Below are 25,968 nucleotides of genomic sequence, written 5' to 3'. Positions count from 1 at the left end.
GCGCGTCTTGAGCAGCGCTGGGCTCAAGGGCGGACAACGCCGTCTGGCGTCGTCCGCATCGCACTTCAATACAAGACATTCTTCGCGGCGGGCTGATCGATGTTGTCCTTCTCGACCATCACGACACCGGTATCCAGTTGCTTCGTAACCGGCTTGTGTTCGATGACATCCACCGCCGTTTTGACACCCTTGTAGCCCATCTGATACGAGCCCTGGACAGCGATGGCCTGGATGGTTCCGTCCTTGATGAAGCCCTGGAGGTCCTGGTTGCCGTCAAAGCCGATCGCGACGATCTTGCCGGCTTTCCCGGACTGCGCCAACGCGCGCCCCATCCCCACAGCAGTCGGTTCATTTGCACCGAAGATACCCTTCAGATCCGGATTGGCAGACAGCACGTCGGTCGTCTGATTGAGCGCGGTCGCCATCTGCGACTGCGAGTAGAACGGTCCGACAATCTGCAGCTTCGAGTGCTGCTCGAGATACTTCCGGAACCCACCCACGCGGCCAATCTCGGAACCGGCGCCGGCGACGTACGACATCACAGCGACTTTCCCCGTCTGTCCGACACGGTCGATCATCGCTTTCGCGCACAACTCACCGGCCTTGACGTTATCGGTCGAGAGAAACGACTGGTAATACTGCTTGCCGGAATCGGACACGAGCGAATCGATCAGGACGACCGGAATTTTTGCCTCCCAGGCCTTCTTCATTGCCGGGATCAGTGCGTCGGGATCGGACGGCGCGAGCACGATCGCCGCGACATGCCGGTTCACCGCGTTCTCGACCATATTGACCTCGTCCGCCACGGCTGACTCGGTCGCCGGTCCCTGAAACGTCATCGTGTAGCCGTTCAGCCCTTTCATGCCCTCCGTTGCACCCTTTTGCACGTTCTGCCAGAAATTCGAGTTGGCCGTCTTGACGATCACGGCGATCTCTCCGCCCGCCGCATTCGCGTGCGCCGTCACTGCGGTCAAAAGTGCGGCGGCCAATGCCAGATACATCTTTCTCATGTCTCACTCCTTGGGTTGGTGATTGCACTGCTTTGTTGGACTTCTCGAATGGCTTCATTCGATGTGCTTCATCGACGGTTTCTGACCTGGTCGATCCAGACCGTGCCGAGAATGACCAGTCCGATGATGATTTGCTGGATGAAACTCGATACGCCATTCATGTTCAGGCCATTGCGCAGCACGCCGATCACAAACGCACCGATGGCCGTACCGGAGATCGTGCCTACACCGCCCATCAGGGACGTCCCGCCAATCACGGCGCTGGCGATCGCATCGAGCTCGTACATGACGCCTTCGTTCGGTTGCGCCGTGACGAGGCGCGACATCAGCACACAACCCGTCAGACCGGCGAGCACGCCGGACAGCACATAGGTAAACAAGGTGACGCGGCGGACATTGACGCCGGAGAGCCGCGCGGCTTCGGCATTCGATCCGACTGCGTAGATGTGGCGGCCAAGCGAGGTGCGCGTCAGCATGATCGACACGGCCACCGCCAGCACGACCATGATGATCACGGGATACGGGATCCCCGGAAATACCGTATCGGGGAACCCGTCTGCACCGATATGCGAGATGCGGAACAACGCGCCATTTCCGAGTTCGCCGAACGCGTCGCCGAGTCCCGAAACCGGGCGCGCGCCGGTGATCTGAAGCGCGAGACCACGCGCGACCAGCATCATGCCGAGCGTGGCGATAAAAGGCGGCAGACCCATACGCGTGACGCACAGGCCGTTAACGAATCCGCACAGGCCGCCCACCACGACGCCGCCGAGCATGCCGAGAGGAATCGGCACGCCAGCCTTGACGAGCAACGCGGCGACCACACCAGACAGCGCGAGTACGGAACCCACGGACAGGTCGATTCCGCCCGTAATGATCACGCAGGTTGCCGCCACGCCGAGATAGGCAATCGACGTCACCTGCAAGGCCACTGTCATGCCATTGTCGACCGAGAAGAAAGCGGAACTGGTCAATGAAAAGACGGCCACCAGCATGATCAGACTGCCGAGCGCGGCAAATTTCTGAATCAGGTCGCGACGCCGGAGCTTCGCGCTGGTGTCGACAGTAGTGGTCTGTTCGGATGTTATTTCAAGCATGATTTCGTCCCGATGCGAAGTGCATGATTTCTTCCTGATTGGTGTGGCGCGTCTCCAGGATCGTGGCGATCTGGCCTTCGTGGAATACCGCGACGCGATCGGACATGCCGAGAATTTCAGGCAATTCCGAACTGATCAGCACAACGCCGATGCCCTGCGCGGCGAGCTGGTCCATCAGCGTGTAGATCGCGTATTTCGCGCCGACATCGATCCCGCGCGTGGGCTCGTCGAAAAACAGAATCTTCGATTCGCGAAACAGCCATTTGCCGATGACAACCTTCTGCTGATTGCCGCCGGACAGGTTGCGCGTGAGTTGATGGACGGTCGGCGTGCGGATCCCGAGCGTTTCGACATAACGCTGTGCGATGGCCGCTTCTTCGGCGAAACGAATGAAGCCGGCGCGACCTGACACCGCCTCGATATTGGCCAGCGTGATGTTGGTCGCGACCGGCATCTTCAGCGCGAGGCCGTCGCTCTTGCGGTCTTCCGACAGATACGCGATACCGTGGCGAATTGCATCGATAGGCGAGCGGATCGAGAGGCGCTCGCTCCCCATATGAATCTCGCCGCCGTCCGGTTGGTCAGCGCCGAAAATCGCCCGTGCCACTTCGGTCCGGCCTGCGCCCATCAAACCGGCGAAGCCGAGAATCTCGCCTCGCCTCAGTTCGAACGAAACCGGCCCAAATGCCGGTGCGCGCGACAGATTGTCGACGCGCAGCAGCACGTCCTGCGTCGGAACCGAGCGGCGCGGCGGGTACGCATCGTTCAGCGCCCGGCCGACCATCCGCGCAACGATTTCATCCATGCTGGTCGCCGCGAAATCGTCGGTTGAAATGTGGTGTCCGTCGCGCAGCACCGTCACGCGGTCGACAATCTGCTTCAGTTCATCGAGACGATGAGAGATGTAGACAATGCCGACCCCGCTCTCGCGCAACTCCTTGATGATCCGGAACAGGTGCATGGTTTCGGATTCCGTGAGCGACGAAGTGGGTTCATCCATGATCAGCACCTGGGCGTCGAGCGAGAGCGCCTTGGCGATTTCGACCATCTGTTGCTGGGCGATCGACAGCGTCCCCACCAGCCTCGTGGGCGGCAACGACAATCCAATGCGGGCGAGCGCGCGCTGGGCGTTCCCATTCAGTCGTGCGCGATCGATGAACGGCCCGCGTTTGGGCTCGCGTGCCAGGTAGATGTTTTCCGCAATCGACAGGTGGGGCACCAGGTTCAGTTCCTGGTGAATGATCGCAATGCCTGCTTCCTGTGCCTCGAGTGAGGACGCGAACCGCCTTTCCATGCCGCGAAAAACGATCGTGCCGGCATCCGGCTGGTATTGCCCGCTGACGATTTTCATCAGGGTCGACTTGCCAGCGCCGTTTTCGCCACAAATCGCGTGGACTTCGCCGCGGCGCAATTGGAAGTGCACGTCCTCCAGTGCAACGACACCGGGAAACCGCTTGCCCAGCCCGCTCAGTTTCAATAGCTCCGGGGGTTCCTTTACCGCGAAGCCGTCCACCACGCGCGGGGCCAGGTCAGTGCTCAGATCTGTCACACGTGTCTCCTTCTTTTGTGTAGAGGCGCTGCCGTCGGTCAGGCCAATCTGATGCAGATTAAAGAATAAACGGCGATTTTGGTCAAGCCAATTTGCAAGATACTTCTTCTGGCCTTACCAAGGGCAAACCCGAACTGTTCCTGCGAAATGCGCTGAAAACCTTGTCAGGCTTGCGTGGTAGACTTTGATCGCTGGTCGACAGACGACCCGGGCCATTTATCCTTCCGGCAGCAAAATGAAACAGACCGAGCCAAAGCGGCTTTACCAATTAGTCGCCGACCAGATTCGCGGCCTCATCCACGGAGGGGATTTCCCGCCGGGGTCGAGACTGCCGCCGGAGCGCGAGTTGTCGCAGCAACTGGGTGTTTCGCGCCCGTCTCTGCGCGAGGCGTTGATCGCACTGGAAATCGGCGGCAGCGTCGAGACCCGCATGGGTTCGGGCGTCTATGTGCTCGAAACCGCAAACGAACGTGAAGGGTCACTGGCTGTATTAGGCGAAAGTCCGACGGAAATCATGCAGGCCCGGGCCGTAATCGAAGGCAGCCTCGTCGTGCTCGCCAGCACGCGGCTTACGGCCGGCTCTCTGGACCGGTTGCGGCGCAGCGTGGATGCGATGCATCGCCTCGCCTCTGCCGGCAAATCTCCTGTGGAACCGGACCGGCAGTTCCACCTGATCATCGCGGAAACGGCCGGCAATACGGTGTTGAGCCGGTATGTGGCCGATCTGTTCGACGCGAGGCGCGATCCGATCGGGGCGAGGATTAGCGAACTCGTCGAAAATACGGCCACATGGATGGCTGCGGTTGAGGAGCACGAAAATGTTCTGCATGCACTGCAAGCAGGAGACCCTATCGCTGCAGAAGCGGCGATGCGATCGCATCTGAAATCTTCTGAAGAGCGTTGGGTCGGAAGTGACATCAAGAAAGTTGCACCCAACGATGCCGACGGTAAAGCTGGCCGCGTGCGACTGGGTTGAGTTGCGAAGTCGACCGGTTAGAGCTTGCGCAGAAATTTCAAGCGCATGACCACCACGTGGCACATGGAGGACTGGTTCGGCCTGTTCCTTCAGCTCGGCCAGTTCCCTGCGCAATCCTGAACGTCGCCGTGAGGCCCACCATGAAAGCAGCGCTTGTCGCCACAACAACGTAACGGCGTTCGACGATATTGATAACCGTTGAACATCAATGCTTCAGAAAATTGCACTTCTCGTTCGGGGCGTCTTGAGCAAATATCGATGCTCAAGAAGTTCATAAACGCGTCGACAGAGAACGCATCGGAGACAGGCGCGAAACGCAGAACAGCGTTTCGCCGCATTCCAGTGCAACCCGGTCACGGGTGCCGCCAACGGTAGCCGATGCCCATCTCGCATGACCCGCCTCGCGTTGTGAATCCTGCCGCCGCTTTCAAGCGAGTCCACGGCAGATGAGCATTTCGCGCCTTGCGCAGCGAGCTAAGCGCACTCAGTACCTGCTTCATTCGTCATTGCCTTGAATTTCAGGAGACACTCATATGCAGATCACCGGAATGTTGCACGGCGCGCGCCTATTGCAATTCGTCGGGTTCCCGGCTAGCGAAGTGCTGGGGCCGAGCGCCAGCGAAGAGGAGATAAAGTCGCTGATCGACCGCCACGGGCAGGTCTTTATCAAGCCGGTTTTCAAGGGCGGCGTGGGCAAGAAGGGCAAGGCCGGGTTGCTCGGGCGCGCGACAGATCTCAAGACGGCGCTCGCCGAGAAAGAGCGGCTGTACTTCGCCGAGCACGTCGTGGGTCATGTAAGGGCCAAGGCGAACGGCGTCACGTTCGAAGCAGGCGTACCGGCCAAACATGAAGTCTACTTCTCGATCACCGATTCCACCCGCTTTCGCGCTCCCACCATGACGCTGTCGCACGCGGGTGGCATGGACATCGAAGAGGTCGATCCAAAGCAAGTCGCAATGGTGCCCTTTGATGCATTGACCGGCCTGAAGGCGTTCGTCGTCGCGAATGCGTTGAGCGAGATCGGCGCGCCGCGCGAAATCATTTCCCCACTCGTGCAGCAATTGCCGAAGCTCTGGGAGCTCTTTCACGACTTCGGCATGACGACGCTCGAGCTGAATCCGATCCGCATGCGCGAGGACAAGAACGGTCGGCTCACACCCGTGGCCTGCGACTTCAAGTGCGGGTTCGACCGTGACGACCCGCGCTTCTCGCGCCTCGGCCTGCCTGCTCACCTGTTCGCTGCCGACTACTCAGACTTCGAGCAGGAGATCAACCAGCTTCGCACGCACCAGGGTCAAAGCGATGTCTATGTGATCAATGACAAGGGAACGATCCTCGCGCCCACGTTCGGCGGCGGGGCCAACTCGCTCGTCACGGAGATGTTGGGCGACGCAGCCATCATCTCTTCGGATTTCGGCGGCAATCCTCCCTACGAAAAAATGAAGGAAGTGGCGCGCATCTGCTTCCGGCATTGGCTGAAGCAGTCCAACGTACTGTTCATCATTGGCGGCAAGTCCAACAACACCGATATCTACGAAACATTGCGCGCGATGGCCGATGCGCTACGCGAGCACTTCAGCGAGCGCGGTCCCACCCCGCTTTATGTCGTCCTTGGGCGCGGCGGTCCAAACCTTGTTCGTGGCATGTCGGCACTGCGCGACACCTGTGATTCGCTCGGCCTTCCCTATCGCCTGTTCGGCTTTGACTCCGACATCAGCGAAGTGATCCAGTACGCACGGAAGGCCGATGCGTGGATGCAATCGGGAGGACGCGCGCGGGTCGCAGCGCGCATCGGCGCGCGTCAGGCGCAACCGCAGGCGGATACGGCAAAGGCGTAAGGAGATCGACATGGTCAAGCAAGGCAATAATCATTTCAGGTATTTCGTCGGCATCCGGTCGCTTGCACAAATAGTCACGCGCGAGGACCGCGTTTGTGTGCTCAACATTCTGGGAGGCGAGTCGTCGGACGTGACGCCGGTGAGCCACGCGTTTTCCGGTGGGAATATCGTATTCGGCACTGCGCCTGGCAAGCGCGGGCAGGTGCTCGTGACGCCTGCCGGCGACATCCCCGTCTATAACAACGTGCGCGAAGGCCTCGAAGCCGGGCATCGTTTCAATTGCGGCGTCGTCTATCTGCCGCCGTCGGCCGCGCGCGATGGGGTGGCCGAACTGATCCGCGTCAATCCCGATCTGCGCAAGATTTTTATCATTACGGAGAAGATCTCCGTGCACGACGCCCGGGAAATTCGCGCGATGGGCCAGCAAGCAGGCATCGACATTTTTGGCGCTAACGGGCTGGGCGTCGCGGACTCCTGGCAGCGGGTGCGCATCGGGGGTGCGCTCGGCGGCGATGATCCCGGCGCAACTTTGCGGCGGGGCTCGATCGCGATCTTTTCCAATTCGGGCGGGTTTAGCACCACCATTGCGCAATATCTGCGCATGAGCGGCTGGGGTACAACGACCGTCGTATCCAGCGGCAAGGACGTCTACATCCACTATGCGGCGCCGGAGTTCGCCTTTGCCCTCGCCAACGACGCGCGCAGCAAGGCTGCCGTACTGTACTGTGAGCCGGGCGGCTACTACGAGGCCGACGCCACATTTACGAAACCCGTCATTGCCTGCGTGGTAGGGCGCTGGAAGAGTCGTCTGACGCGCGCGGTGGGGCATGCGGGCGCAATGGCGGGCGGCGCCGACGATGCTCTTGCGAAGGAGCGTTGGTTCATGGAGAAGTTCGGCGTCGAGCGTCTTTTTACGCCGGACGATCCATGCTGCTCGGTGAAGGGCGCAGTTGTGACAAACATCGCGCACATTCCCGCCGCGCTCACCGCAGTGATGCGCGCGAACGCGACGATGCCCGACTTTGAGCCGGAAGGCAGCCTCTCGCTCAAACCGTGGTTTGGCTCGGATCAGGGGATCGAACTGCCAGACTACCTCGCCCTGCCGGTCGTGGAAGCAGTCGCGCCGTACAACGAACAGATTACGCGGGCGAACAGCCAGATCGGCGCAATCCCGCCGCGCCAACCCTTGAAGGACGCTTCGGGCGCCTCGCAGATGGACGCAAAAACGCAGGTGAGCAGCCTGCACGGGGTATCCATGCTCGAAGCAGCGACGCACTCGCTTGAGGAGAACATCTGCCTCGCGCTGTTGCGGGAGTTCGGCGGGGCAAACGACACAAAGCTCATCGACGTGGCTGTTGGCGCTGCAGTGAATCTGCACGGGACACCAGAACTGGCGGCCGCGCAGGCTTCGCGCGAGGCGGGCAATGCGCCCAATGCCGTGCTCGCGGCCGCGGCGGCGATCGTCGGGCCGAATCGCCAGCGTGCTGCGCGCGAGGCGGCAGCACTGATGATCGACGGCTTCGCGACAGCCAGGCTCACGGACGCGTTCGACGAGACCTTTGATGTCAATGCCGTCCACACCGCGGACACTGCAGCGCTGTTCTGCGATGAACCCGATCCAGAGGCGCAAGCAATGCTGGGCGGGCTCGCCTCGCGCGGCGTAAGTTCCGCAATGATCCGATGGCTGTCGTGTGGCCCGGGCCATCCGCGCCCGGAAGCAGTACTCGCGGCGATCACGACGACACTCGCCTGGGGCCCGCTCATGCGCAAGCGGATCTCCCGCCTGACCGCAGAAAGCTTGCCGTGGTGGACAAAGCTCTTCGGCACCATGATCGGCGCCTCAGCGGACGCCTCGCAGCACGGCCCGGACGGATTTTGCGGCTTCGCCACCGAAGAATTACTCGGCGAACGCACTCTGACGGAAATCGCCTTCGCAGCGCTGCTAAACCTGAAACCGACTGTCGACGACCTTTTCGCGTTCAAGACCCTTGTCGGTTTGCTGCTCACGAACGGACCCGGCGCCATTTCGGCGCAAGGCGCAAAGGGCGCAGTATCTGCCGATGGCCCGGAAAGTCCCGAGCGGGTGCAGCTAAACAAGGCTCTGGCGGGGTTCCTCACGCACACTGGATATACGCATGGCGGCAACGGCTACGAAGGCATTGCGTTCCTCAACGAGGCGTTCCGCAGCAGCGGCCTTGAAGATCCGACCGATGCTCATCATGCCGTGGACCTCGAAGCGCTCGCCCGGCGCTCCGTCGAGCGATACGCGCAGTACAAGGCGCGCCAGAAGCAGTTGGGGAGCCTCGATATTGCGAAACTTCCGGGTGTTAATCATCCGGTCTTCAAAGACAAGCCGGTGAACCACGACCCGCGGGAAATCTTCATCGCCAACCTTTATGAAGCCCGTGGCGAGTACAACGCGTTTCATGCGTTTTACCGTGTGCTGGTGCAGGCTTTGTTCGACGCAGGCGTCTCGCGCAATGTCTATTGCGTCAATGTCGATGCCGTGATTGCCGCGTTGCTGTTGAAGATGCTGTGGCAGCCGCTCAAGCGCGGGGAGTTCAGCGAGGCGGACCTTGAAACGGCCGCGTTCACGATCTTCCTCTATCCGCGCATGCTGGGCTGCGCTGCGGAAATTGACGATCATTTGAACCGCGGACGCAATATGGACACGCGTACGGCCGCTTCCCAGTGTCGTTTCGTGGCCTGACCGCTGGCCTCTGATGGTCGCCGCCACGCGCTGGCGCACAGCTAACGCGCGGCGGCGGCGAAAAAGGGGGCGCCGATTGATAACCATTCGACATCAATCGTTCAGAAGATTGCACTTATCGTTTGATTGGCCACGGGCCAAAATTCCCGAACAGACAAAGAGCGGGACCACCGCATAGCTCGGGATTTCAGGAGACACATTGATGCACCCCTCACCCTCTACCCTTTCGCCGGGACATTCAAAGGCCGCGGCGGTTTTCCGCGTGACGGCCGGAAATTTTCTGGAGCAGTTCGACTTCTTTCTGTTTGGCTTCTATGCGACGCAGATCGCCAACGTCTTCTTTCCGGCCGGGAGCGAATTTGCCTCGTTGATGATGACGTTCGCGGTCTTCGGTGCCGGTTTTCTGATGCGCCCGCTCGGCGCGGTCGTGCTCGGCGCGTACATCGACGACGTCGGCCGCCGCAAGGGGCTCATCGTCACGCTCTCCATCATGGCGAGCGGCACCATCCTCATTGCGTTCGTGCCGGGCTACGCGACCATTGGCCTTGTGGCACCCGCGCTTGTGCTGCTCGGGCGGCTGTTGCAGGGCTTCTCCGCGGGTGCGGAGCTGGGCGGCGTGTCGGTGTATCTCGCCGAGATGGCCACGCCCGGCCGCAAGGGCTTCTTCACGAGCTGGCAGTCCGCGAGCCAGCAGGTGGCGATCGTCGTGGCCGCGGGCCTCGGCTTCGCGCTCAACCAATCGCTGAACGCCGCTACCATCGCGGCGTGGGGATGGCGCGTGCCGTTCTTCGTCGGCTGCATGATCGTGCCGTTCGTCTTCGTGCTGCGTCGTAATCTGCAGGAAACCGAGGAGTTCAAGGCTCGCCAGCATCGCCCGAGCATGAAGGAGGTATTCACGACGCTGGTCCAGAACTGGACCGTCGTGATTGCAGGCATGATGCTGGTGGCGATGACCACCGCGAGCTTCTATCTCATCACGGTCTACGCGCCGACTTTCGGCAAGACGGTCCTGCACCTCAGCACCGCCGATAGTTTGCTTGTGACGCTGTGTGTGGCCGTGTCGAACTTCGTGTGGCTGCCGATCGGCGGAGCCCTCTCCGACAGGATCGGCCGCCGGCCGCTCCTCATCGCCATGACGGTGCTCGCCATCGCGACCGCGCACCCGGCCCTGTCGCTGCTCGCTCACGCGCCCAGCTTCCTCAACATGCTGCTCGCCCTCCTTTGGCTCTCGTTCATGTACGGCATCTATAACGGCGCGATGATCGTCGCACTGACGGAAGTGATGCCGGCGCAGGTACGCGTCGCGGGCTTCTCGCTCGCCTATAGCCTCGCGACCGCCGTATTCGGCGGTTTCACACCGGCGATCTCCACGGCGCTCATTCACATGACTGGCGACAAGGCCGCACCCGGCTACTGGATGAGCTTCGCGGCAGCGTGCGCCCTGATGGCGACGTTTGCACTCTATCGCCGCCGCGCAGCGACGCTGACTCCGGCGCACTGATTCGCGTCTCGCTCCGCATGCGGCTAAACACACAATCTGACACGACTCCGATCATGAGAAATCTGTTTCTGAAACTATGCGCCGCAGCACTGGTCGCAACCTCGGCTGTTGCGGCAAACGTGCAAGCCGCCGACCTGCACGTCATGAGCTCGGGTGGCTTTACCGCAGCGTACAAGGTGCTCGGCCCGAAGTTCGCATCCGAGACGGGCAACACGCTCGACACCGCGCTTGGTCCGTCGATGGGCAAATCGCCCGAAGCGATCCCCAACAGGCTCGAGCGTGGCGAGCCCGCCGACGCCGTTATCATGGTCGGATATGCGCTTGACGAACTGATCCGGAAAGGCAAGGTCATCCCCGGATCGCGGGTCGAGCTGGCCGATTCGCGCATCGGCATGGTCGTGCGCGAAGGAGCGGTGAAACCCGATATCAGTTCGGCAGAAGGCCTCCGGCAGACCCTGCTGCATGCGAAGTCGATCGCGTACTCGGACAGCGCAAGCGGTGTCTACATTGAGCGGGAGTTGTTCAGGAAGCTCGGCATCGAGGATCAGGTCAAGCCGAAGGCGAAGATGATCCCGCGGATTCCGGTAGCCTCGGTGGTGGCGAACGGCAACTACGAAATCGGCTTCCAGCAGGTGAGCGAGTTGCTGCCCGTCAAGGGGGCGACCTTCGTCGGAAAGATTCCTGAGTCCCTGCAGTCGGTCACGCGTTTCGCCGCCGGCATTCCCGTCGGCGCACAGCATCCGAAGGAAGCGAAAGCCCTGCTCGACTACCTCGCTTCACCTGGCGTACAGGCAGACGTCAAATCGACAGGGCTGGATACCGTCTCCGCTCATTGACGCAAACCTGAATGAAGGCTTGCCTCAGGCGGCCTTCCTGTCACATCCCCGAGGTATCTCTCGCGGGATCCCCCGCACCGTCCGCACCGTCCGCGCCGCCTGGCGCTGCCGCCCCGAGCATTCGCGCAAGACGCGTACGATCGCAAGCACCCTCCCACATCGAAACGAAGATCACCGCGCAGGCGTTGCTGATCACGCTCGTCAGGGCGCGCGCCTCGGACATGAAGCGGTCGATGCCCACCAGTAGCGCCACCCCGGCGACGGGCAGATCGGGAATCACCGTCAGCGTCGCGACGAGCGCCACTAATCCGCTGCCCGACACACCCGCCGCCCCCTTGGACGTGAGCAACATAACGGCGAGCATCATCGCGATCTGCGGCGCGGAAAGCGGCACGTCGCACGCCTGCGCGATGAACATCGAGGCGAGCGTCAGATAGATCGCGGTGCCGTCGAGATTGAACGAGTAGCCTGCGGGCAGCACAAGCCCCACAACGCCCTTGTCGCAGCCGAGCGCCTCAAGCTTCGCGATCAGGCGCGGCAGTACCGGCTCCGTCGACGATGTCGCGAGAACGATGAGCAACTCCTCGCGCATGTAGCGCAAGAGCCGCCAAAGTGCGAAGCCGTGCAGCCGCGCGAGCGGAGCGAGCACCAGCGCAATGAACAGCAGGCATGCCACGTAGAAGGACACCATCAACATCCCGAGCGATCCGACCGAGCGGATGCCGAAGCGGCCCACCGTGAAAGCCATCGCGCCGAATGCCCCGAGCGGAGCGAGTCGCATGATCATCGCGAGGATGCGGAACAGGGCCTGGGCAATGCCGTCGATGAGCGCGAGCACCGGCCTGCCCGCCTCCGGACAGGAATTTAGCGCAAAGCCGAAGAGCAGCGAGAGCAGCAGCACTGGCAGCACCTCGCCCTTGTCGAAGGCGCCAAGCATCGTCTCGGGGATGACGCTCAGCGCAAATGCGACAAGGCCGCCCGGCTGCGCGTGCTTCGCATATTGCGCGAGGATGCTCGCGTCCAGTTGGTTAGCGTCGATGTGCATGCCCGCGCCGGGCCGCAGCACGAAGGCCGTGACGAGTCCGAGCGCAAGCGCCACGGCTGTCAAAAAATAGAACAGTCCCAGCGCCTGAAAAATTGTGCGCCCGATGGCCTTCCCGCTCGCAAGCGACGTGATCCCCGAGACGATCGTGCAGAAAACGATCGGCGCAATCATCATCCTCACGAGGCCGATGAACCCGTCGCTCAAGGGCTTGAGCAGCGGGCTCGCTTGCGGCAAGAAGTGACCGAGCGCCATGCCGAGCATCATGCCCAGCAAAACCTGCAGATAGAGCGAACGAAGCGGTCTTGCCAACCTCACGATGCGGTTTTCCTGCCTGGCGGCTCTTTTGGAGACGTGTTATTGCCCACGGCATCGCTGCATGCGACGCCGCCGCGCTTCATCTCGACAATCGTTCTGTGAAACTCCTGCGCAGCCGGTGTAAGTGGACGTCCGCGGCGTCTCACGATTCCCACGCGCCGCTTCACCACCGGTTCAACGAGCGGCACGCTCGTGAGGATGGGGTGATCGCGCCCGGGCATGGCCATCGACGGCACTGCGGCGACACCGAGCCCCGCCTCGATTAAACCGAGCATGGTCGTTACGTGACGCGTCTCGCAGACGCTCGGCGCACGCGGCGCCACGGCCGACAGCGCCTGATCGAGCAGCAGTCGGTTGCCGGAAGTTTTGTCCACCGAGACGTACTCGTACTCGTAAAGCTCGTTCCAGGTCACGCGTTTTTTGCGCGCGAGCGGGTGATCACGGCGGCAGGCGGCCACGAAGCGCTCCTGCAGCAGAACCTTGAACTCGACCTCGGACTCCTGGCTGCCCAGAAAGCTCACGCCGAAATCCGCCTCTCCGCTGATGACGACGCCAAGCACCTCATTCGCGCTCATATCCAGCATCTTGACCCTGATGCGCGGGAAGCGGCGATGATAGCTCGCGACGGCGCTCGGCAGGAAGTAGTAGGCCACCGAAGGCACGCAGGCGATGGTGACATGTCCCAGTCGGCTCGAAGAAACATCGCGGATGCCGAGCAACGCGACGTCGAGATCATCAAGCAGCTGCTCGGCGCTCGGCGCGAATACCCGGCCGACGGTGGTGAGCGTGACGCTGCGCGTGGTGCGCTCGAATAGACGCACGCCGAGTGCTTCCTCGAGCTTGTCGATCCGGCGGCTCAAGGCCGGCTGCGAAATGCTCACCGCCTCGGCGGCCTTGCGGAAGCTTCCCAGTTCCACTACTGCTCGAAACGCCTGCAAGTCGTTCAAGTCGAAGTTGATACCCACGGAGTCATCCTCCAGATCCTGGATGTGGCTATTTTGCATGAAGCAGCTCAAAGCGCCCATTGCGAACTACGCCCGTTCGCTCGGCCCTCCGGCGGTACTGTAGACGTGAGGCGCGACGGGCCGGTTTCACGGACTCAGCCGTCATTCATACGAGAGACGCGGACATCGCCCTCTGGCCGACAACGGGCGAAAGCACGGCGCGCCAAAGTCGTGTGAGACAGCAGCAGGGCGCTAGAAAAGCGAGGCCTCTCGATGACAGTGTCGGTCGATGCGCATCAACGCGACGGAGCGCTAAGCACCAGCGCCACCGCGCAGGCAGGTGCGAACGCGGCACCAGCGCCTGCCGATGACATGACGCGCGCGAAGGCCATCGCGAGAAAGTTGATCGGGAAGAGCGATAGCTTGGGCTCTCATGACGCCGGTGAGGATTGAGTTCGTGCTTCTCGTGCGACGGGCCGTCGCGAGGCCCGATGTCCCTGCCGGGGCGCGGCGTGCCGGACTTGCGGGCAGCGGCGCTCGCAACAGGTCGCCGGGCTATTTGCCAAAATATGAACGTCGTTTATAATGGCGAATGGACGGCCGCAATCTGGCGGCGATCTAACGCTAGTCGTATGCGGGTGCTCTGTCGTCGCGCAGGTATCCGGCTCGGCTTTAACCTTTACGCCGAAAGTTGTGGGTGGTTACGAGGTGTGGGCCACACTACAGGAGGAGCTCGCCGTGCCACGCGAAGCCGTCACCGCCTGCCGCATCTGCGCCGGCAACTGTTCACTGCGCTTGACCCTGGACGACGCCGGACGCGTCGTTGCTGCGCGCGGCGACCGCGACAATCCGCTCACGCGCGGCTACGCCTGCATCAAGGGCGCGTATCTGCATGAGGCGCATAACAGCGCGGAGCGGCTCCTGCACCCGCTGAAACGGCAGCCCGATGGCAGTTTCGTGCAGATGCCCCTTGACGTGATGCTGGCCGAGATCGCGGCGCAACTCCAGGCACTGATCGAGCGCCACGGCGCCGATGCGGTCGCAGCCTTTCGCGGCACCATGAACTACTCTAACCTCGCCGCCAATCATATGTTGCCCGCCTTCCTCGCGGCGCTGGGTTCGAATTCGTTTTTCTCTACAATGACCATCGACCAGTCAGCCAAATGGGTGGCATTTGAGCGACTGGGCGGCTGGGCCGCCGGCAAAGATCCGTATGCGCTCGCCGACGCGCTATTGTTCGTCGGCACCAATCCGCTGGTGTCGCTATCCACGTTCAACTTTGCATTGCAGAATCCGGTCAAGCAGCTCCACGAAGCGAAGGAGCGCGGCCTGAAGCTGGTGGTGATTGATCCACGAGAGACAGAGACCGCCCGCCATGCCGATGTCTTCCTGCAGGTGCTGCCGGGCGAGGACCCGACCGTCCTGGCTGGCCTGCTGCGCATCATTCTGTGTCGCGGCTGGCACGATGCTGAATTCTGCGCGCGCTACGTCAAGGACCTGCGACGACTGGCGCGCGCGGTCGAGCCGTTCACGCCCGAATACGTCGCCCGGCGCGCCGGCGTAAGCGTCGAAGGGCTCGAAGCCGCCGCTGCGGCCTTCGCGGAACCGGTCCGGGAGGCCGGCGGCCTGCGCCGCAAGCGTGGCTCGGCCGCGTCGGGAACCGGGCCCAACATGGCGCCGCACTCCAATCTGGCCGAGCACCTGGTCGAATGCATCAACGTCGTGTGTGGCCGCTTCGCTCGCCCCGGCGACCCTGTACCGAACCCCGGCGTAGTCGCCCCACGCTACCAGCGCCGGGCCGAAGTGATTGCGCCACGCCGCTCCTGGGAATCCGGCTGGAAGAGCCGTGTCGGCGGCTATGGCATGCTGTTCGGCCAGAAGATGAGCGGCACGCTGGCCCAGGAAGTCACTACGCCTGGCGCCGGCCAGATCCGCGCGCTGTTGGTCGACGGCGGCAATCCAGTCGATGCCGTGCCCGACCAGCGCCGCATCGCCGATGCGCTGCGCCAACTGCAACTGCTGGTATGCATCGAGCCTTTCATGACTAACACTGCGCGGCTCGCGCACTACGTGATTCCACCGAAGCTGATGTTCGAGCGCGCCGACCTGCATTCGCGCGACTATGAGTCCTACATCATGTTTCAGCCTTACGCACAATACTCGGCCGCCGTGGCGACGCCGCCGGAGGGATCCGAAGTCGTGGACGACTGGTTCGTATTCTGGGATCTGGCGCGGCGCCTGGGCAAGACCGTCATATTCGACGACGTTCCGCTCGATATGCGCGCAGCTCCGACCACCGAAGAGCTGCTGGCGATCCTGGTTCGCCACGGCTCGATCTCATTTGACGAACTGAAGCTGTACCCACAAGGGAAAGTCTACGAGATCGAACCGATGATCGTGCAGCCCGGCGAGCCAGGGAACGCCGCGCGCTTCGACGTGATGCCGGACGACGTCGAGTGCGAACTGGCGGGCGTACTGAACGAAGCGGGGGCCCCGCCGGGGTTCACGCATCGCCTGGCGGTGCGGCGCGTGCGCGACGTGCAGAACACCATGTACCACCACCTGCCCGCGGTGCGCCGACGCATGCCGTTCAATCCGGCCTTTGTGCATCCCGATGACCTGGCTGCTCAAGGACTGACCGAAGGCCAGTGCGTGGCCATTGTTTCGCCGTACGGCCGCATTCGAGCCATCGTCAAAGGGGACGCCGCGCTGCGCCGAGGCGTCGTGTCCATCCCGCACGGCTGGGGACCGATGCCCGATGATGAGCCCGAGACCTACGCCGGCGCCAATCCAAACCAGTTGCTCAGCACTACAGTTGGTCTTGATCCGATCAACGCCATGCCGGTAATGAGCGCGATGCCGGTACGCATCGAAGCTGTAGTCTGAATCGCAAGAGAGAACCCCGTTCGAATCGAACGATTTGTTTCCGAGCGCGACGATGCAGCTACCCGGCCGTCCTGCCGTCGATACGCTACTGCGGGTCGTGCAACAAACTGAGCGCAGCCCAACGCGTCGGCCGATTGCCGCCCGCGGCTGGCGCCCGTAGAACACGCTAAGGCTTGACGAATCTCAGCGTCATGCGATCCGATTCACCGATTGCGGCGTAGCGCGAGCGGTCGACGTCACCGCCCGCGTAGCCCGGCGGCAGCGACCATACGCCATGCGGATAATCTTTCGTATCTCGCGCGTTCGCGTTGATTTCGCTGCGTTGCGCGAGCACGAAGCCGGCCGCCTGTGCCCGGTCAATCACGAAAGCTTCAGTCACATATCCGGATTCGATCATCTGCTGTACCGTCGAGCCGGGCCGGGCGCGATGTTCTTCCACACCAAGTTCGCCCCCGTGCTTCAGCGCGTCATGGAACGCACGCAGATTGGCATCGAGCTGCCCATCCTTGATCCAGTTGTGAATGTTGCGAAAAGTAAGCACGCGATCGAACCGCTCGTGTGCATCGAAGCCGAAAAACTGGCCCGCGTGCAATGTGCCGACCACGACGTTCCCGTAGATTGCGGGGGCACCCGCGAGCTTGCGCAAATACTCTGCATCGATTGACCGGTCTTCCGAGGCCAGGTCCGCGGACGTGCTCAGATATTGCGCTTCGTACAGGTGACCCGCGTCGTGCAGATAGGGCGCCAGAATGTCCGTGTACCACCCGCCGCCCGGCGCGATCTCCAGCACGGTTTGCGTCGGACTCAGATCGAAGAAGCGCAACGTCTGCGCCGGGTGACGATAGACGTCGCGCGCCCGGGCGGTCTGACTGCGTTGCGGATTGGCGACCGCCAGGTCGAGCGCCTTCGCCTCGGAAGCTTGCGAAGGCGTGACATGACCGCTCAGCTGTGAGGAGGAAACGCATCCGGCCATGATCGTCGCGATCACCGTCATCGCGAAACGGACAGCACGACGCTTCGAATATTCCACCAGGGTCGAGCGCACGAGAATCGGCTTCATAGGCACCGCGCGGAGTTGACATGGCACACACGATACCCGCTCCTTCGAAGTTCGTGTTTGCCGCACTGCTGGCCGGTGCATCGATGTCCGCGCATGCCGTCGCGCCGGGAAGGACCCCAGTCCTCGAGCCCGCGTGTCAGGGAGCGGGCGATGCCTTGTAGGTGTCTTCTATTGCCGTCAGCGTATCGAACGCGAGGTCCAGGTCCTGTTTGAAAGTATCGAGCACCTTTCGTTCGCGGGTGGGGCGCGTTCATTTCATTCTCACGCAATGACTTAGACCGGAAAACCTACCGGGACCAAATAGACGACGGTCTGGGCGTGCGGCAGGCCGAGCTTGCGCGCCGCCGGAGCTCCGTCGACGGCGCCCACGGGCACCGCGACGAGCCCAAGCGAGACGACCTGGAGCAGCATGTTCTGGGTCGCGTGCCCGACCTCGAGATCGGCATACAGATTCGCTCTCCCGCCATACCTCGCGGTCAGCCGACTGGGATCGGCGGCCACCACGAGCAAGGCCGGGGCCGCCTCGACGGACGCCTGGTTGACCGCCAGTGCTCTCAGCTCGGGGCGCAGGTCGTGGGTCGCCCGCGTCTCGGCCCGGTGGCCATCAGGCAGATAGTGCATCACCTCCGTGGCGGTCACCACGTAAAGTTCGAGCGCGTACAAAGCGCCGGCCGCCGGAGCCGCGCGCTTGCCGTCCGAGCTGGTGATGCCCTGCCCGGCCCACAGCAGTTGGCCAATGGCCTCGACGGGCAGCGGCTTTGGCGCGAATCTGCGCACGGACCTGCGCTTCTCGATGGCTTCTTCGAGGGACAGCGTGCCTTTGAGGTTGGGCTTGGGCAGATCGATCTGACCGGTGAATTTCGCCTGGCTTGCCTGCGCCAGGCCGGTAGAACCCTCGGCGAGCGCGCCTGCGGCCAGCGCAACCAACAGTTCACGGCGTTTCATCGGCACCTCCATCAGCAAAAAAGCAGGCTGGCCGGCAGAGCCTGCAGCCTGCGCGAATCTCAGTGCTGCAGATTTGCCGCCTCGTCTGTTGCGGGGCGGTCCGTCGAGCGGCAACGGCGCAGTCGACCATTCGCGCGGAGCAAACACGAACACGGCTAAGCGACGGAACCCACGACCGGTGTGCGCCGCACTTCCGACAGGTAGATCAGGATCAGCGAAACCCAGACGATCCCGGTGACGACGCCCATGGAGCGAACTATCTTGTCGTGCTGCCGGCGCTGGCGGTCAGCATCCTCCCATTGCCGGTGTTCATCTGTGACAGCATCATGACCATCCGAGGACTGGGGACGGGGGGCCGTGAAGTAACGTAACCTGTCCAGAAAGTGGCTCATGCGCGTCCTGCCTCTATCAGATCAGGCCGGTGCAAGCTCAAAGCGATGCCCGGCACGCAAGCACCTAAACGCCATCTGGCATAGTGACAGGTACGGTGTCTGCCTCAATCGGACTTTGGTCCTACAATCGCCGCCCGCGGGTGGTGTAGGGTTGTCATGCGCAACCGACAGGAGAGCAATCATGTGCCGCTGGCTCGCTTATACCGGCAATCCGCTTCAGCTCGAAACCGTGCTGTTCCACGCCCGGCATTCGCTGATCGATCAGAGCATGCATTCCCGGCTCGGCGCCACCACCACCAATGGCGACGGTTTCGGGATCGGCTGGTATGGACATCCCACTGACATTCCGTTTCGCTACCGCTGCATCCAGCCCGCGTGGAGCGACCGCAATCTACGCGAGGCCGCGCGGGCAATCCACTCGCCGCTGTTCGTCGCGCACGTGCGCGCGGCGACCGACACGCCGTCGCAGGAAACCAACTGTCATCCGTTCCGCCACGGCCGCTGGCTGTTCGCGCACAACGGCCTGGTGCGCAACTATCCGGCGGTGCGCCGCGACCTGATGGTAAAGATCGACCCCGATCTGTTCCCGTCCATCGAAGGCTCGACCGATTCCGAGGTGCTGTTTTTTCTCGCGCTGACCTTCGGGCTGGAGTTCGCGCCCGTCACCGCGCTCGAACGGATGGTCGGATTCGTCGAAGCCACCGGCCGCCGGCATGGCGTGGATGAACCGCTGAACATGACCGTGTGCGCGACCGACGGCGAGCAGATCATCGCGGTCCGCTATTCGAGCGAAGGACAGTCGCGCTCGCTGTTTCACAGCACGTCGGTCCGTCATCTGCGCGAGTTGTATCCCGACGACGAGCGCATCAAGGCGGCCGGCGAGAATGCGTTCCTCGTGTTGTCCGAGCCGCTCGAGGACTTGGCGGGCTTTTGGGAGGAAATTCCCGAGAGCACGGCGGTGGTCGCGCGCGGCGGCGAGATTGGGCAGTATGCGTTCAAGCCGCGACTGGACTGAGCCGCGCATGGACTGAGTCGCGCCAAGCCAATCGTGCTCGAAGACTTGCCTGACGCGATCGACGAGATCCAGTTGCGGACGAAGCCTCTTGCGCACCATGCGTGACGGTGTCCACCGGCACGGCCCAAAGTTCGTTACTCCGTTTAGAAACCCGCATTTCCGCGCACTTTCAGCGAAGGCGCCTTGCGCACCTTCGCCGGTGCGCTCGTCGAGCGCGTCCATGATGTGCAGCCGATTCCTATGCCCGCCTCCCGAAGCCGCGCGACGCTGGCACGAACGCCCGGGCCCGCGACTTGCTAAACGTTGCCGCGAGGTGACACATATATGAACGACGAAAAATTGATCGAGCCGGAATCCGCCGTACGCGATTCCGTGGAGCGATCCTGGATCAGACGCCTGGGCCCTGGCCTGATCACGGGCGCCGCGGACGACGATCCGTCAGGAATCGGCACCTATTCGCAGGCCGGCGCGCAGTTCGGATTCAACCTTCTGTGGGTGATCCTGATCACGTATCCATTGATGACCGCAATACAGCTGGTGAGCGCGCAGATTGGCCGGGTAACCGGCAAGGGCCTCGCGTCCAACATACGCGCGCATTATCCGGCATGGCTGCTGTACGGCGCGGTCGCCCTGCTCGTCGTGGCGAACGTGATCAACATCGCCGCCGATCTGTCGGCGATGGGCGCCGCGGCCGAATTGCTGCTGCCAGGTCCGCAGCACCTTTATGTCGTCGGCCTCGGGACGCTCTGCGTCGTTCTGCAGATTTTTGTCCCCTACGACAGTTATGCGCGCGTTCTGAAGTGGACCGCCCTCTCGCTTCTTTCGTACGTCGCGGTCGCATTCATCGTTCCGATCCCCTGGGGTGAAGTCGCGCGCGCCATTGTGTTGCCGCGCATCTCGCTGACGTCGGACTATCTGACCATGGTCGTCGCGGTGCTGGGCACGACGATCAGTCCGTACCTGTTCTTCTGGCAGGCGTCGCAGGAAGTCGAAGAAATGCGCTCGGCACCGGAACAGGCGCCGTTGCGCCGCGTACCGCACCAGGCGCCCGCGCAGTTGCGAAGGATCCGTTTCGATACGTGGGTTGGCATGGGGGTGTCCAACTTCGTTGCATTCTTCATCATGTTGACGGCGGCGGCTACGCTGCATCTGCATCACATCGACGTGAAAACCTCGGCCGATGCCGCGCGCGCGCTCGAGCCGTTTGCCGGGCGCTTCGCTTACGTCCTGTTTGCGCTCGGCATCATCGGAACCGGCCTGCTCGCGCTGCCGGTCCTCGCCGGCTCGGCCGCCTACGCCGCCGCGGGCAGCTTTCGCTGGCGCAGCAGTCTCGCGTTGCATCTGACACTCGCGCGTGAATTCTATGCGGTGATCGCACTGGCCATCCTGGGCGGTGTGGCCATCACCTTCATGCATTTCGACCCGATCCGCGCGCTGTACTGGAGCGCGGTGATCAATGGCGTTACCGCGGTGCCGATCATGGTCATCATGATGCTGATGGCGCGAAGCCGGCGGGTCATGGGACAGTTCGCCGTCAAGGGCGTGCTGGCCTGGGGAGGATGGCTCGCAACGCTCGCGATGGCGCTGGCGGCTGTAGGCATGTTCGTACCGTCGTAACAGACGCGTGCCACCGTGAACCCGGCTTGCGCACGGAACAGAGGTGCGCCGCAATTCGGGCCGCACGGGTTGCGCAACGGCAAGCGAATCTGAACTTCCCCGTTTCAGGTTCGTCTGAACGGTGCATCCGGCCAGCGACAGCGCCGTCACATGCTGACGGTTTGCCGACAACAGCGAGGCCGCTCCCGTTCGACGATCAAGGAGGATTGCAAATGCCGAAAAAGCGTTCAGATGAATCGCCAACCGCACGCGGCAACCGCAGCGACAGGATTCTCGCCGCGCCCGTTTTCTCGCAGCCACAACCCACGCCGGACCCGCAAACTTTCGTGGTCAGGCACGCATCCGATGCCGCAGCCTACAAGGTCATCGACGAACTGAACCGCGAGCACAAGCTGAAGGCGCTGCCGTTTCCGCCACCGCGCGGCGGCACCGAGCCCCGGCTGACGTTTGTGGAGGTGGTGGACAACAACCAGAAGCTCCTCGATACGATCAGCGCGAGCGGACAGATCGTCTTTCACGCCACCGGCGATTGCGGCAGTACGAAAGGTCCGTCCACCCAGAATGAAGTTTCGGACAAGATGGTCAGCGACTTCGACGAAGCCGATCCCGCCGAGGTGCCGCAATTCAACTTCCTGCTGGGCGACATCGTCTACAGCTTTGGCGAAGCGCAGTATTACTACGATCAGTTCTATGAGCCGTACCGCAACTATCATGCGCCGATTCTCGCCGCTGCCGGCAATCACGACGGAATGGTTTCGCCGTTGCAGCATGAGAAGAGCCTGCAGGCGTTTCTGAGGAACTTCTGCTCCGACTGCTTCCAGGTCTCTCCCGATGCGGGCAATCTTTCACGGACGGCGCAAATTCAGCCAGGCGTTTTCTTCACGTTCGAGGCGCCGTTCGTGCGCATCATTGCGTTGTACAGCAATACGCTCGAGGACCCAGGCGTGATCGCGGACCGTCACATCGGCAACAGCCAGCTGAAGTTCCTGAAAGCGGCGTTATTGCGGGTGAAGAAAGAGAACTATCGAGGCGCCCTGCTTTTCGCGCATCACCATCCGCCCTATGTGGCGCGTGGCCGTCATGGCTGGAGCGTCGAAATGCAACAGCAGATCGATACCGTTTGCAATGAGGTCGGTATCTGGCCGCATGCCGACCTCGCGGGACACGCGCACAACTATCAGCGCTTTACGCGAACCCGTTCCGATGGCACCCACATCCCTTACATCGTTTGCGGGAACGGCGGTCACGCCGTACAGCGACTCACCACCAACGGACAGCCGCCCCTTCGCGCGCCGCAGCTGATCCAGGCTGCGTCGAAAGACACGGATGCCGTGGTCCTCGAAAGCTACGACGACCGCAACTTCGGCTATTTACGGCTCGTCGCCAACGCGAGGCAACTGCGTATCGAATACCATCCCGCCGTTGACGGACCCAACACGAAGACCCCCGACGATCAGGTGACCATCGATCTGGCCACCCGGCAGGTCGCTCACTACGTGGCTCGCGACTCGGGAATACCCGCTCTTGCGGAGCGCATTCGTCAGTTCGCGCAGGTCAAGCCCCACCAAGGCTGATGGGCGCGCAATCCGCCCCCGATCTCATGCGAACCGCGGTTCCCGCGCGTTTCCCCGCATTAAAGATTTGTGACTTCCTACCGTAATAATAAAAGTGAGGCGGCTCGCAGCGTTCGAGCCGTCGCTCAATCCGGTAGCCGGAGAACAGCGTGAGATTCAAAGCGGCTTCGTGCCCTAAAGAAACCAAACCGATTGAGTCCCGGGTCGATAGCGACGCACATGCCAATGGCTGGTCAGCCCGCAACCAGCAGTTTCTTTCCTATTTCCTGTCGCGGTACGGTCAACGCAGGACCATACCGTTGTCGAGTCTCTGCATTGCCGTCGTTGCCGGCGTTGGCATCGGTGCTCTTGTGCATCAAGCGGCCGGTGAAGCGGCGATTACCCTACGTGTCGCATTGTCGATGGTGTCGGGCGTCGCCGGTCTCGCGATCGTTCGTCGCAAACTCGGCCTGGATTACGCGCGGCAAAGCGCCGCCACCGCACTGGCGAGCGGGCTTCTGCACGCGAATCGCGACTGCCTGAAGGTGCTCGCTACCGACGGAAAAATGCTGCGGGTGTCGGAGCATGGCGCGATGTTGATGGAAGCGGAGTCACCGGAGCAACTGTCCGGCGCGGACTGGCTCGCATTCTGGACCGGCGAGGACCGCACGGCGGCCGAGAAGGCTTTGGCGGGCGCCGTTTCCGGCAAGAGCACATCGTTCACTGGAAGCTGCGCGACGACGAGGGGGCGTACCAGGTGGTGGAACTCCACGCTCACGCCAGTGACGGGCGACGACGGTGCGGTGAGCGCGCTGCTTTGTGCTTCCGAGGACGTCACCCAGCAATCCGAGCTGTTGAAGACACTGCGCGAACGCGATGAATTGATGCATGAGATGGAGTTGCATGTCCGGCTCGTGTTCTATTCGTATAGCTCGCATTTTGAACACTGTCATCATGTCAGCGCAGGTGTCGAAAGCGTGTTCGGCATTACGCCTCAAGAGCTTGGCAACAGGCCTTCCGCGTGGCTCGATCTCGTGGTGCCGGAGGATCTGGAGCCATTGCTCGCCGAGATGGACCGCGTCGCGTCCGAAGTGGCGGAAGGTCGCGTCGAATACCGCATCCGCCGTCCGGATGGTTGCCTGCGCTGGATCAGAAGCACGGCCTATCCCGTGTGCGACGGCTCCGCGAACGTGGTGCGCATCGTCGGTGTCAGCGAGGACATCACGCTGGAACAGGAGCGCCTCGCGGCGCTCGACCATCTGGCCTACACCGATGGCCTGACAGGTTTGGCTAACCGGGGCGCGCTGATCCGCCAGATGAAGACGCTTTGCAGGCAGAACGTCGCCTTCAGCCTGATGTTCGTCGATCTCGACCGATTCAAGGTCCTGAACGATACGGCGGGCCATACGGCCGCTGACCGTCTGTTGCAGGACATCGCCAAAGTCATTCAGGGAGCGCTTGCGCCGGATGCCTGTGTAGCGCGCCTCGGCGGAGACGAGTTCGCGGTGATCGTCAGGGGCGAGAGCGACAAGGCCACGTTGGCGAGCCTGGCGCAGTCTCTGCTGAACCTGTTTTCAAGCGACGTTCGAAAAGACCACGCCGCGCCATTCGTCACGGCGTCGATCGGCATATCGATCTTTCCCGAGCACGGCCGCAATCACGAGGCGCTGCTGACGAGCGCGGATATCGCGATGTATGCGGCGAAAAAAGGCGGTCGCAACGGCTTCCGGTTCGCCGACGAAGCATCCAGCGATGTGCTCGGCGATTTCGAACTCGAGTGCAGTCTGCCCACGGCGCTGGCGTCGAACCAATTCGTGCTGCATTTCCAGGGTATTCATGAGCCAGCCTCTCTGGCGGTGAAAGGCGTCGAAGCACTGGTCCGATGGAATCATCCAGCACGAGGCCTGGTGGGTCCGGGCAGCTTCATTCCGATCCTCGAAGAAAGCGGGTTCATCGTCGAAGTCGGGGCATGGGTCGTGGACGCGGCCCTCGCTCAACTGGCCGTCTGGCAGGCCGCCGGAAGGAAAGAGCTGTCCATGTCGGTGAACGTGTCCGCGCGTCAGCTCAGGGATGACTCGCTTGTCGCCATAGTCGACCAGGCGCTGCGAAAACACCGGGTGCCGCCGCGCTGCCTCCAGATCGAACTGACCGAAAGCGCGTTGATGGTAAACCCCTCACTCGCGCAGGCAACGCTGATGGCGCTCAAGCGGCTTGGCGTGCGCATCGCCATCGACGACTTCGGAACGGGATACTCGAGCCTGCGTTATCTGGCCGATTTTTCGCCGGACATCGTCAAGATCGACCGCTCGTTTACGGCCCGGCTGGGCCGCGACGCGGCGGCCGCGTCGATCGTTCGGGGCATCATTCAGATGTCGCACGAACTCGGCATCAAAGTGACGGCCGAAGGTGTCGAAACGAATCCACAGCTGCATGCGCTGCGCGACGCAGGCTGCGACTACGTGCAAGGGTTCTTTTTGACGAAGCCGATGAATGCGGAGAATCTGGTTCAGTGCGAACGCTTCGTGCCTTTGTCCGCAGCGGGAGCAACCAGCTACTGCTCCCACTGACGAACAGCTCCGCGACGACCGGGCGCAATCAGCGATTGCCGGCCTCGACCTACATACGATGACGCAGCCAACCCGCTTCCGTTCCGGTTCTCGCCTTTGCCCTCAATGCGTG

Annotated in this window: 17 protein-coding genes and 1 pseudogene; 10 read left to right on the top strand and 8 right to left on the bottom strand. The window is 62.3% G+C overall.

Annotation, left to right across the window (positions count from 1 at the left end; genetic code table 11):
- Positions 1-65: 65 nt before the first annotated feature.
- From F6X40_RS00905 to F6X40_RS00895, 3 genes are all read right to left on the bottom strand, one after another.
- Positions 66-1,010: an ABC transporter substrate-binding protein gene (locus F6X40_RS00905; protein ID WP_187626523.1), complete on the bottom strand. Its 945-nt coding sequence runs from the start codon at positions 1,008-1,010 to the stop codon at positions 66-68.
- A 68-nt stretch (positions 1,011-1,078) separates the two neighbouring features.
- Complete coding sequence (locus F6X40_RS00900) at positions 1,079-2,107, bottom strand: ABC transporter permease (protein WP_184031637.1); 1,029 nt, start codon at positions 2,105-2,107, stop codon at positions 1,079-1,081.
- Positions 2,100-3,647: a sugar ABC transporter ATP-binding protein gene (locus F6X40_RS00895; protein ID WP_262421334.1), complete on the bottom strand. Its 1,548-nt coding sequence runs from the start codon at positions 3,645-3,647 to the stop codon at positions 2,100-2,102. The genes F6X40_RS00900 and F6X40_RS00895 overlap by 8 nt, the downstream gene beginning before the upstream one ends.
- A 244-nt stretch (positions 3,648-3,891) precedes the next feature.
- Here F6X40_RS00895 and F6X40_RS00890 point away from each other — a divergent pair, with 244 nt between their 5' ends.
- From F6X40_RS00890 to F6X40_RS00870, 5 genes are all read left to right on the top strand, one after another.
- Positions 3,892-4,632, top strand: coding sequence for a FadR/GntR family transcriptional regulator (locus tag F6X40_RS00890; protein WP_187626522.1), 741 nt, complete (start codon positions 3,892-3,894; stop codon positions 4,630-4,632).
- Between the two features lie 533 nt (positions 4,633-5,165).
- Positions 5,166-6,470, top strand: coding sequence for an ATP-grasp domain-containing protein (locus F6X40_RS00885; protein WP_187626521.1), 1,305 nt, complete (start codon positions 5,166-5,168; stop codon positions 6,468-6,470).
- 10 nt (positions 6,471-6,480) lie between these two features.
- Positions 6,481-9,180 carry a CoA-binding protein gene (locus F6X40_RS00880; protein ID WP_187626520.1) on the top strand — a complete coding sequence of 900 codons (2,700 nt, stop codon included), beginning with the start codon at positions 6,481-6,483 and terminating at the stop codon, positions 9,178-9,180.
- Between the two features lie 202 nt (positions 9,181-9,382).
- A complete protein-coding gene (locus F6X40_RS00875; protein WP_187626519.1) occupies positions 9,383-10,681 on the top strand; it encodes an MFS transporter in 1,299 nt (432 codons plus the stop codon).
- A gap of 53 nt (positions 10,682-10,734) precedes the next feature.
- A complete protein-coding gene (locus tag F6X40_RS00870) occupies positions 10,735-11,517 on the top strand; it encodes a substrate-binding domain-containing protein (protein WP_187626518.1) in 783 nt (260 codons plus the stop codon).
- A gap of 40 nt (positions 11,518-11,557) precedes the next feature.
- On the opposite strand, the gene dctA is transcribed toward F6X40_RS00870, so the two are convergent.
- Both dctA and F6X40_RS00860 read right to left on the bottom strand, forming a co-directional pair.
- A complete protein-coding gene (gene dctA, locus F6X40_RS00865) occupies positions 11,558-12,877 on the bottom strand; it encodes a C4-dicarboxylate transporter DctA (protein ID WP_187626517.1) in 1,320 nt (439 codons plus the stop codon).
- A complete protein-coding gene (locus F6X40_RS00860; protein ID WP_184063383.1) occupies positions 12,874-13,842 on the bottom strand; it encodes a LysR family transcriptional regulator in 969 nt (322 codons plus the stop codon). Before F6X40_RS00860 ends, dctA begins: the two co-directional genes overlap by 4 nt.
- Positions 13,843-14,559: 717 nt before the next feature.
- On the opposite strand from F6X40_RS00860, the gene F6X40_RS00855 reads away from it, so the two are divergent.
- Positions 14,560-16,707: a molybdopterin-dependent oxidoreductase gene (locus F6X40_RS00855; protein ID WP_187626516.1), complete on the top strand. Its 2,148-nt coding sequence runs from the start codon at positions 14,560-14,562 to the stop codon at positions 16,705-16,707.
- 166 nt (positions 16,708-16,873) lie between these two features.
- Here the strand turns inward: F6X40_RS00855 and F6X40_RS00850 are convergent, their stop codons facing one another.
- From F6X40_RS00850 to F6X40_RS43410, 3 genes and pseudogenes are all read right to left on the bottom strand, one after another.
- Entirely contained in the window at positions 16,874-17,767 is an 894-nt protein-coding gene (locus F6X40_RS00850; protein WP_187626515.1) for a class I SAM-dependent methyltransferase, read from the bottom strand.
- Positions 17,768-18,040: 273 nt separating this feature from the next.
- Positions 18,041-18,712: a SagB/ThcOx family dehydrogenase gene (locus F6X40_RS00845; protein ID WP_187626514.1), complete on the bottom strand. Its 672-nt coding sequence runs from the start codon at positions 18,710-18,712 to the stop codon at positions 18,041-18,043.
- 248 nt (positions 18,713-18,960) lie between these two features.
- A pseudogene (locus tag F6X40_RS43410) lies at positions 18,961-19,104 on the bottom strand (nitrate reductase); the annotation flags it as partial.
- 181 nt (positions 19,105-19,285) lie between these two features.
- On the opposite strand from F6X40_RS43410, the gene F6X40_RS00835 reads away from it, so the two are divergent.
- From F6X40_RS00835 to F6X40_RS00820, 4 genes are all read left to right on the top strand, one after another.
- Positions 19,286-20,119 carry a class II glutamine amidotransferase gene (locus F6X40_RS00835; RefSeq protein WP_187626513.1) on the top strand — a complete coding sequence of 278 codons (834 nt, stop codon included), beginning with the start codon at positions 19,286-19,288 and terminating at the stop codon, positions 20,117-20,119.
- A gap of 324 nt (positions 20,120-20,443) precedes the next feature.
- The gene (locus F6X40_RS00830) at positions 20,444-21,736 is read left to right on the top strand and encodes an NRAMP family divalent metal transporter (RefSeq protein WP_187626512.1); all 1,293 of its coding nucleotides are present in this window, start codon (positions 20,444-20,446) and stop codon (positions 21,734-21,736) included.
- Between the two features lie 212 nt (positions 21,737-21,948).
- The gene (locus tag F6X40_RS00825) at positions 21,949-23,310 is read left to right on the top strand and encodes a metallophosphoesterase family protein (protein WP_187626511.1); all 1,362 of its coding nucleotides are present in this window, start codon (positions 21,949-21,951) and stop codon (positions 23,308-23,310) included.
- Between the two features lie 299 nt (positions 23,311-23,609).
- Complete coding sequence (locus F6X40_RS00820) at positions 23,610-25,856, top strand: EAL domain-containing protein (RefSeq protein ID WP_262421319.1); 2,247 nt, start codon at positions 23,610-23,612, stop codon at positions 25,854-25,856.
- The last annotated feature ends 112 nt before the right edge of the window (positions 25,857-25,968 follow it).

It is taken from the genome of Paraburkholderia sp. UCT31, from assembly GCF_014397655.1.
Lineage (GTDB): Bacteria > Pseudomonadota > Gammaproteobacteria > Burkholderiales > Burkholderiaceae > Paraburkholderia > Paraburkholderia tuberum.
This window is presented reverse-complemented; position numbering and strand designations above follow the sequence as displayed.

Coding starts and splice junctions, on each gene's coding strand:
- F6X40_RS00905 (WP_187626523.1), bottom strand. CDS start 1,010: ATGAGAAAGATGTATCTGGCATTGGCCGCCGCACTTTTGACCGCAGTG.
- F6X40_RS00900 (WP_184031637.1), bottom strand. CDS start 2,107: ATGCTTGAAATAACATCCGAACAGACCACTACTGTCGACACCAGCGCG.
- F6X40_RS00890 (WP_187626522.1), top strand. CDS start 3,892: ATGAAACAGACCGAGCCAAAGCGGCTTTACCAATTAGTCGCCGACCAG.
- F6X40_RS00885 (WP_187626521.1), top strand. CDS start 5,166: ATGCAGATCACCGGAATGTTGCACGGCGCGCGCCTATTGCAATTCGTC.
- F6X40_RS00880 (WP_187626520.1), top strand. CDS start 6,481: ATGGTCAAGCAAGGCAATAATCATTTCAGGTATTTCGTCGGCATCCGG.
- F6X40_RS00875 (WP_187626519.1), top strand. CDS start 9,383: ATGCACCCCTCACCCTCTACCCTTTCGCCGGGACATTCAAAGGCCGCG.
- F6X40_RS00870 (WP_187626518.1), top strand. CDS start 10,735: ATGAGAAATCTGTTTCTGAAACTATGCGCCGCAGCACTGGTCGCAACC.
- F6X40_RS00850 (WP_187626515.1), bottom strand. CDS start 17,767: ATGAAGCCGATTCTCGTGCGCTCGACCCTGGTGGAATATTCGAAGCGT.
- F6X40_RS00845 (WP_187626514.1), bottom strand. CDS start 18,712: ATGAAACGCCGTGAACTGTTGGTTGCGCTGGCCGCAGGCGCGCTCGCC.
- F6X40_RS00835 (WP_187626513.1), top strand. CDS start 19,286: ATGTGCCGCTGGCTCGCTTATACCGGCAATCCGCTTCAGCTCGAAACC.
- F6X40_RS00830 (WP_187626512.1), top strand. CDS start 20,444: ATGAACGACGAAAAATTGATCGAGCCGGAATCCGCCGTACGCGATTCC.
- F6X40_RS00825 (WP_187626511.1), top strand. CDS start 21,949: ATGCCGAAAAAGCGTTCAGATGAATCGCCAACCGCACGCGGCAACCGC.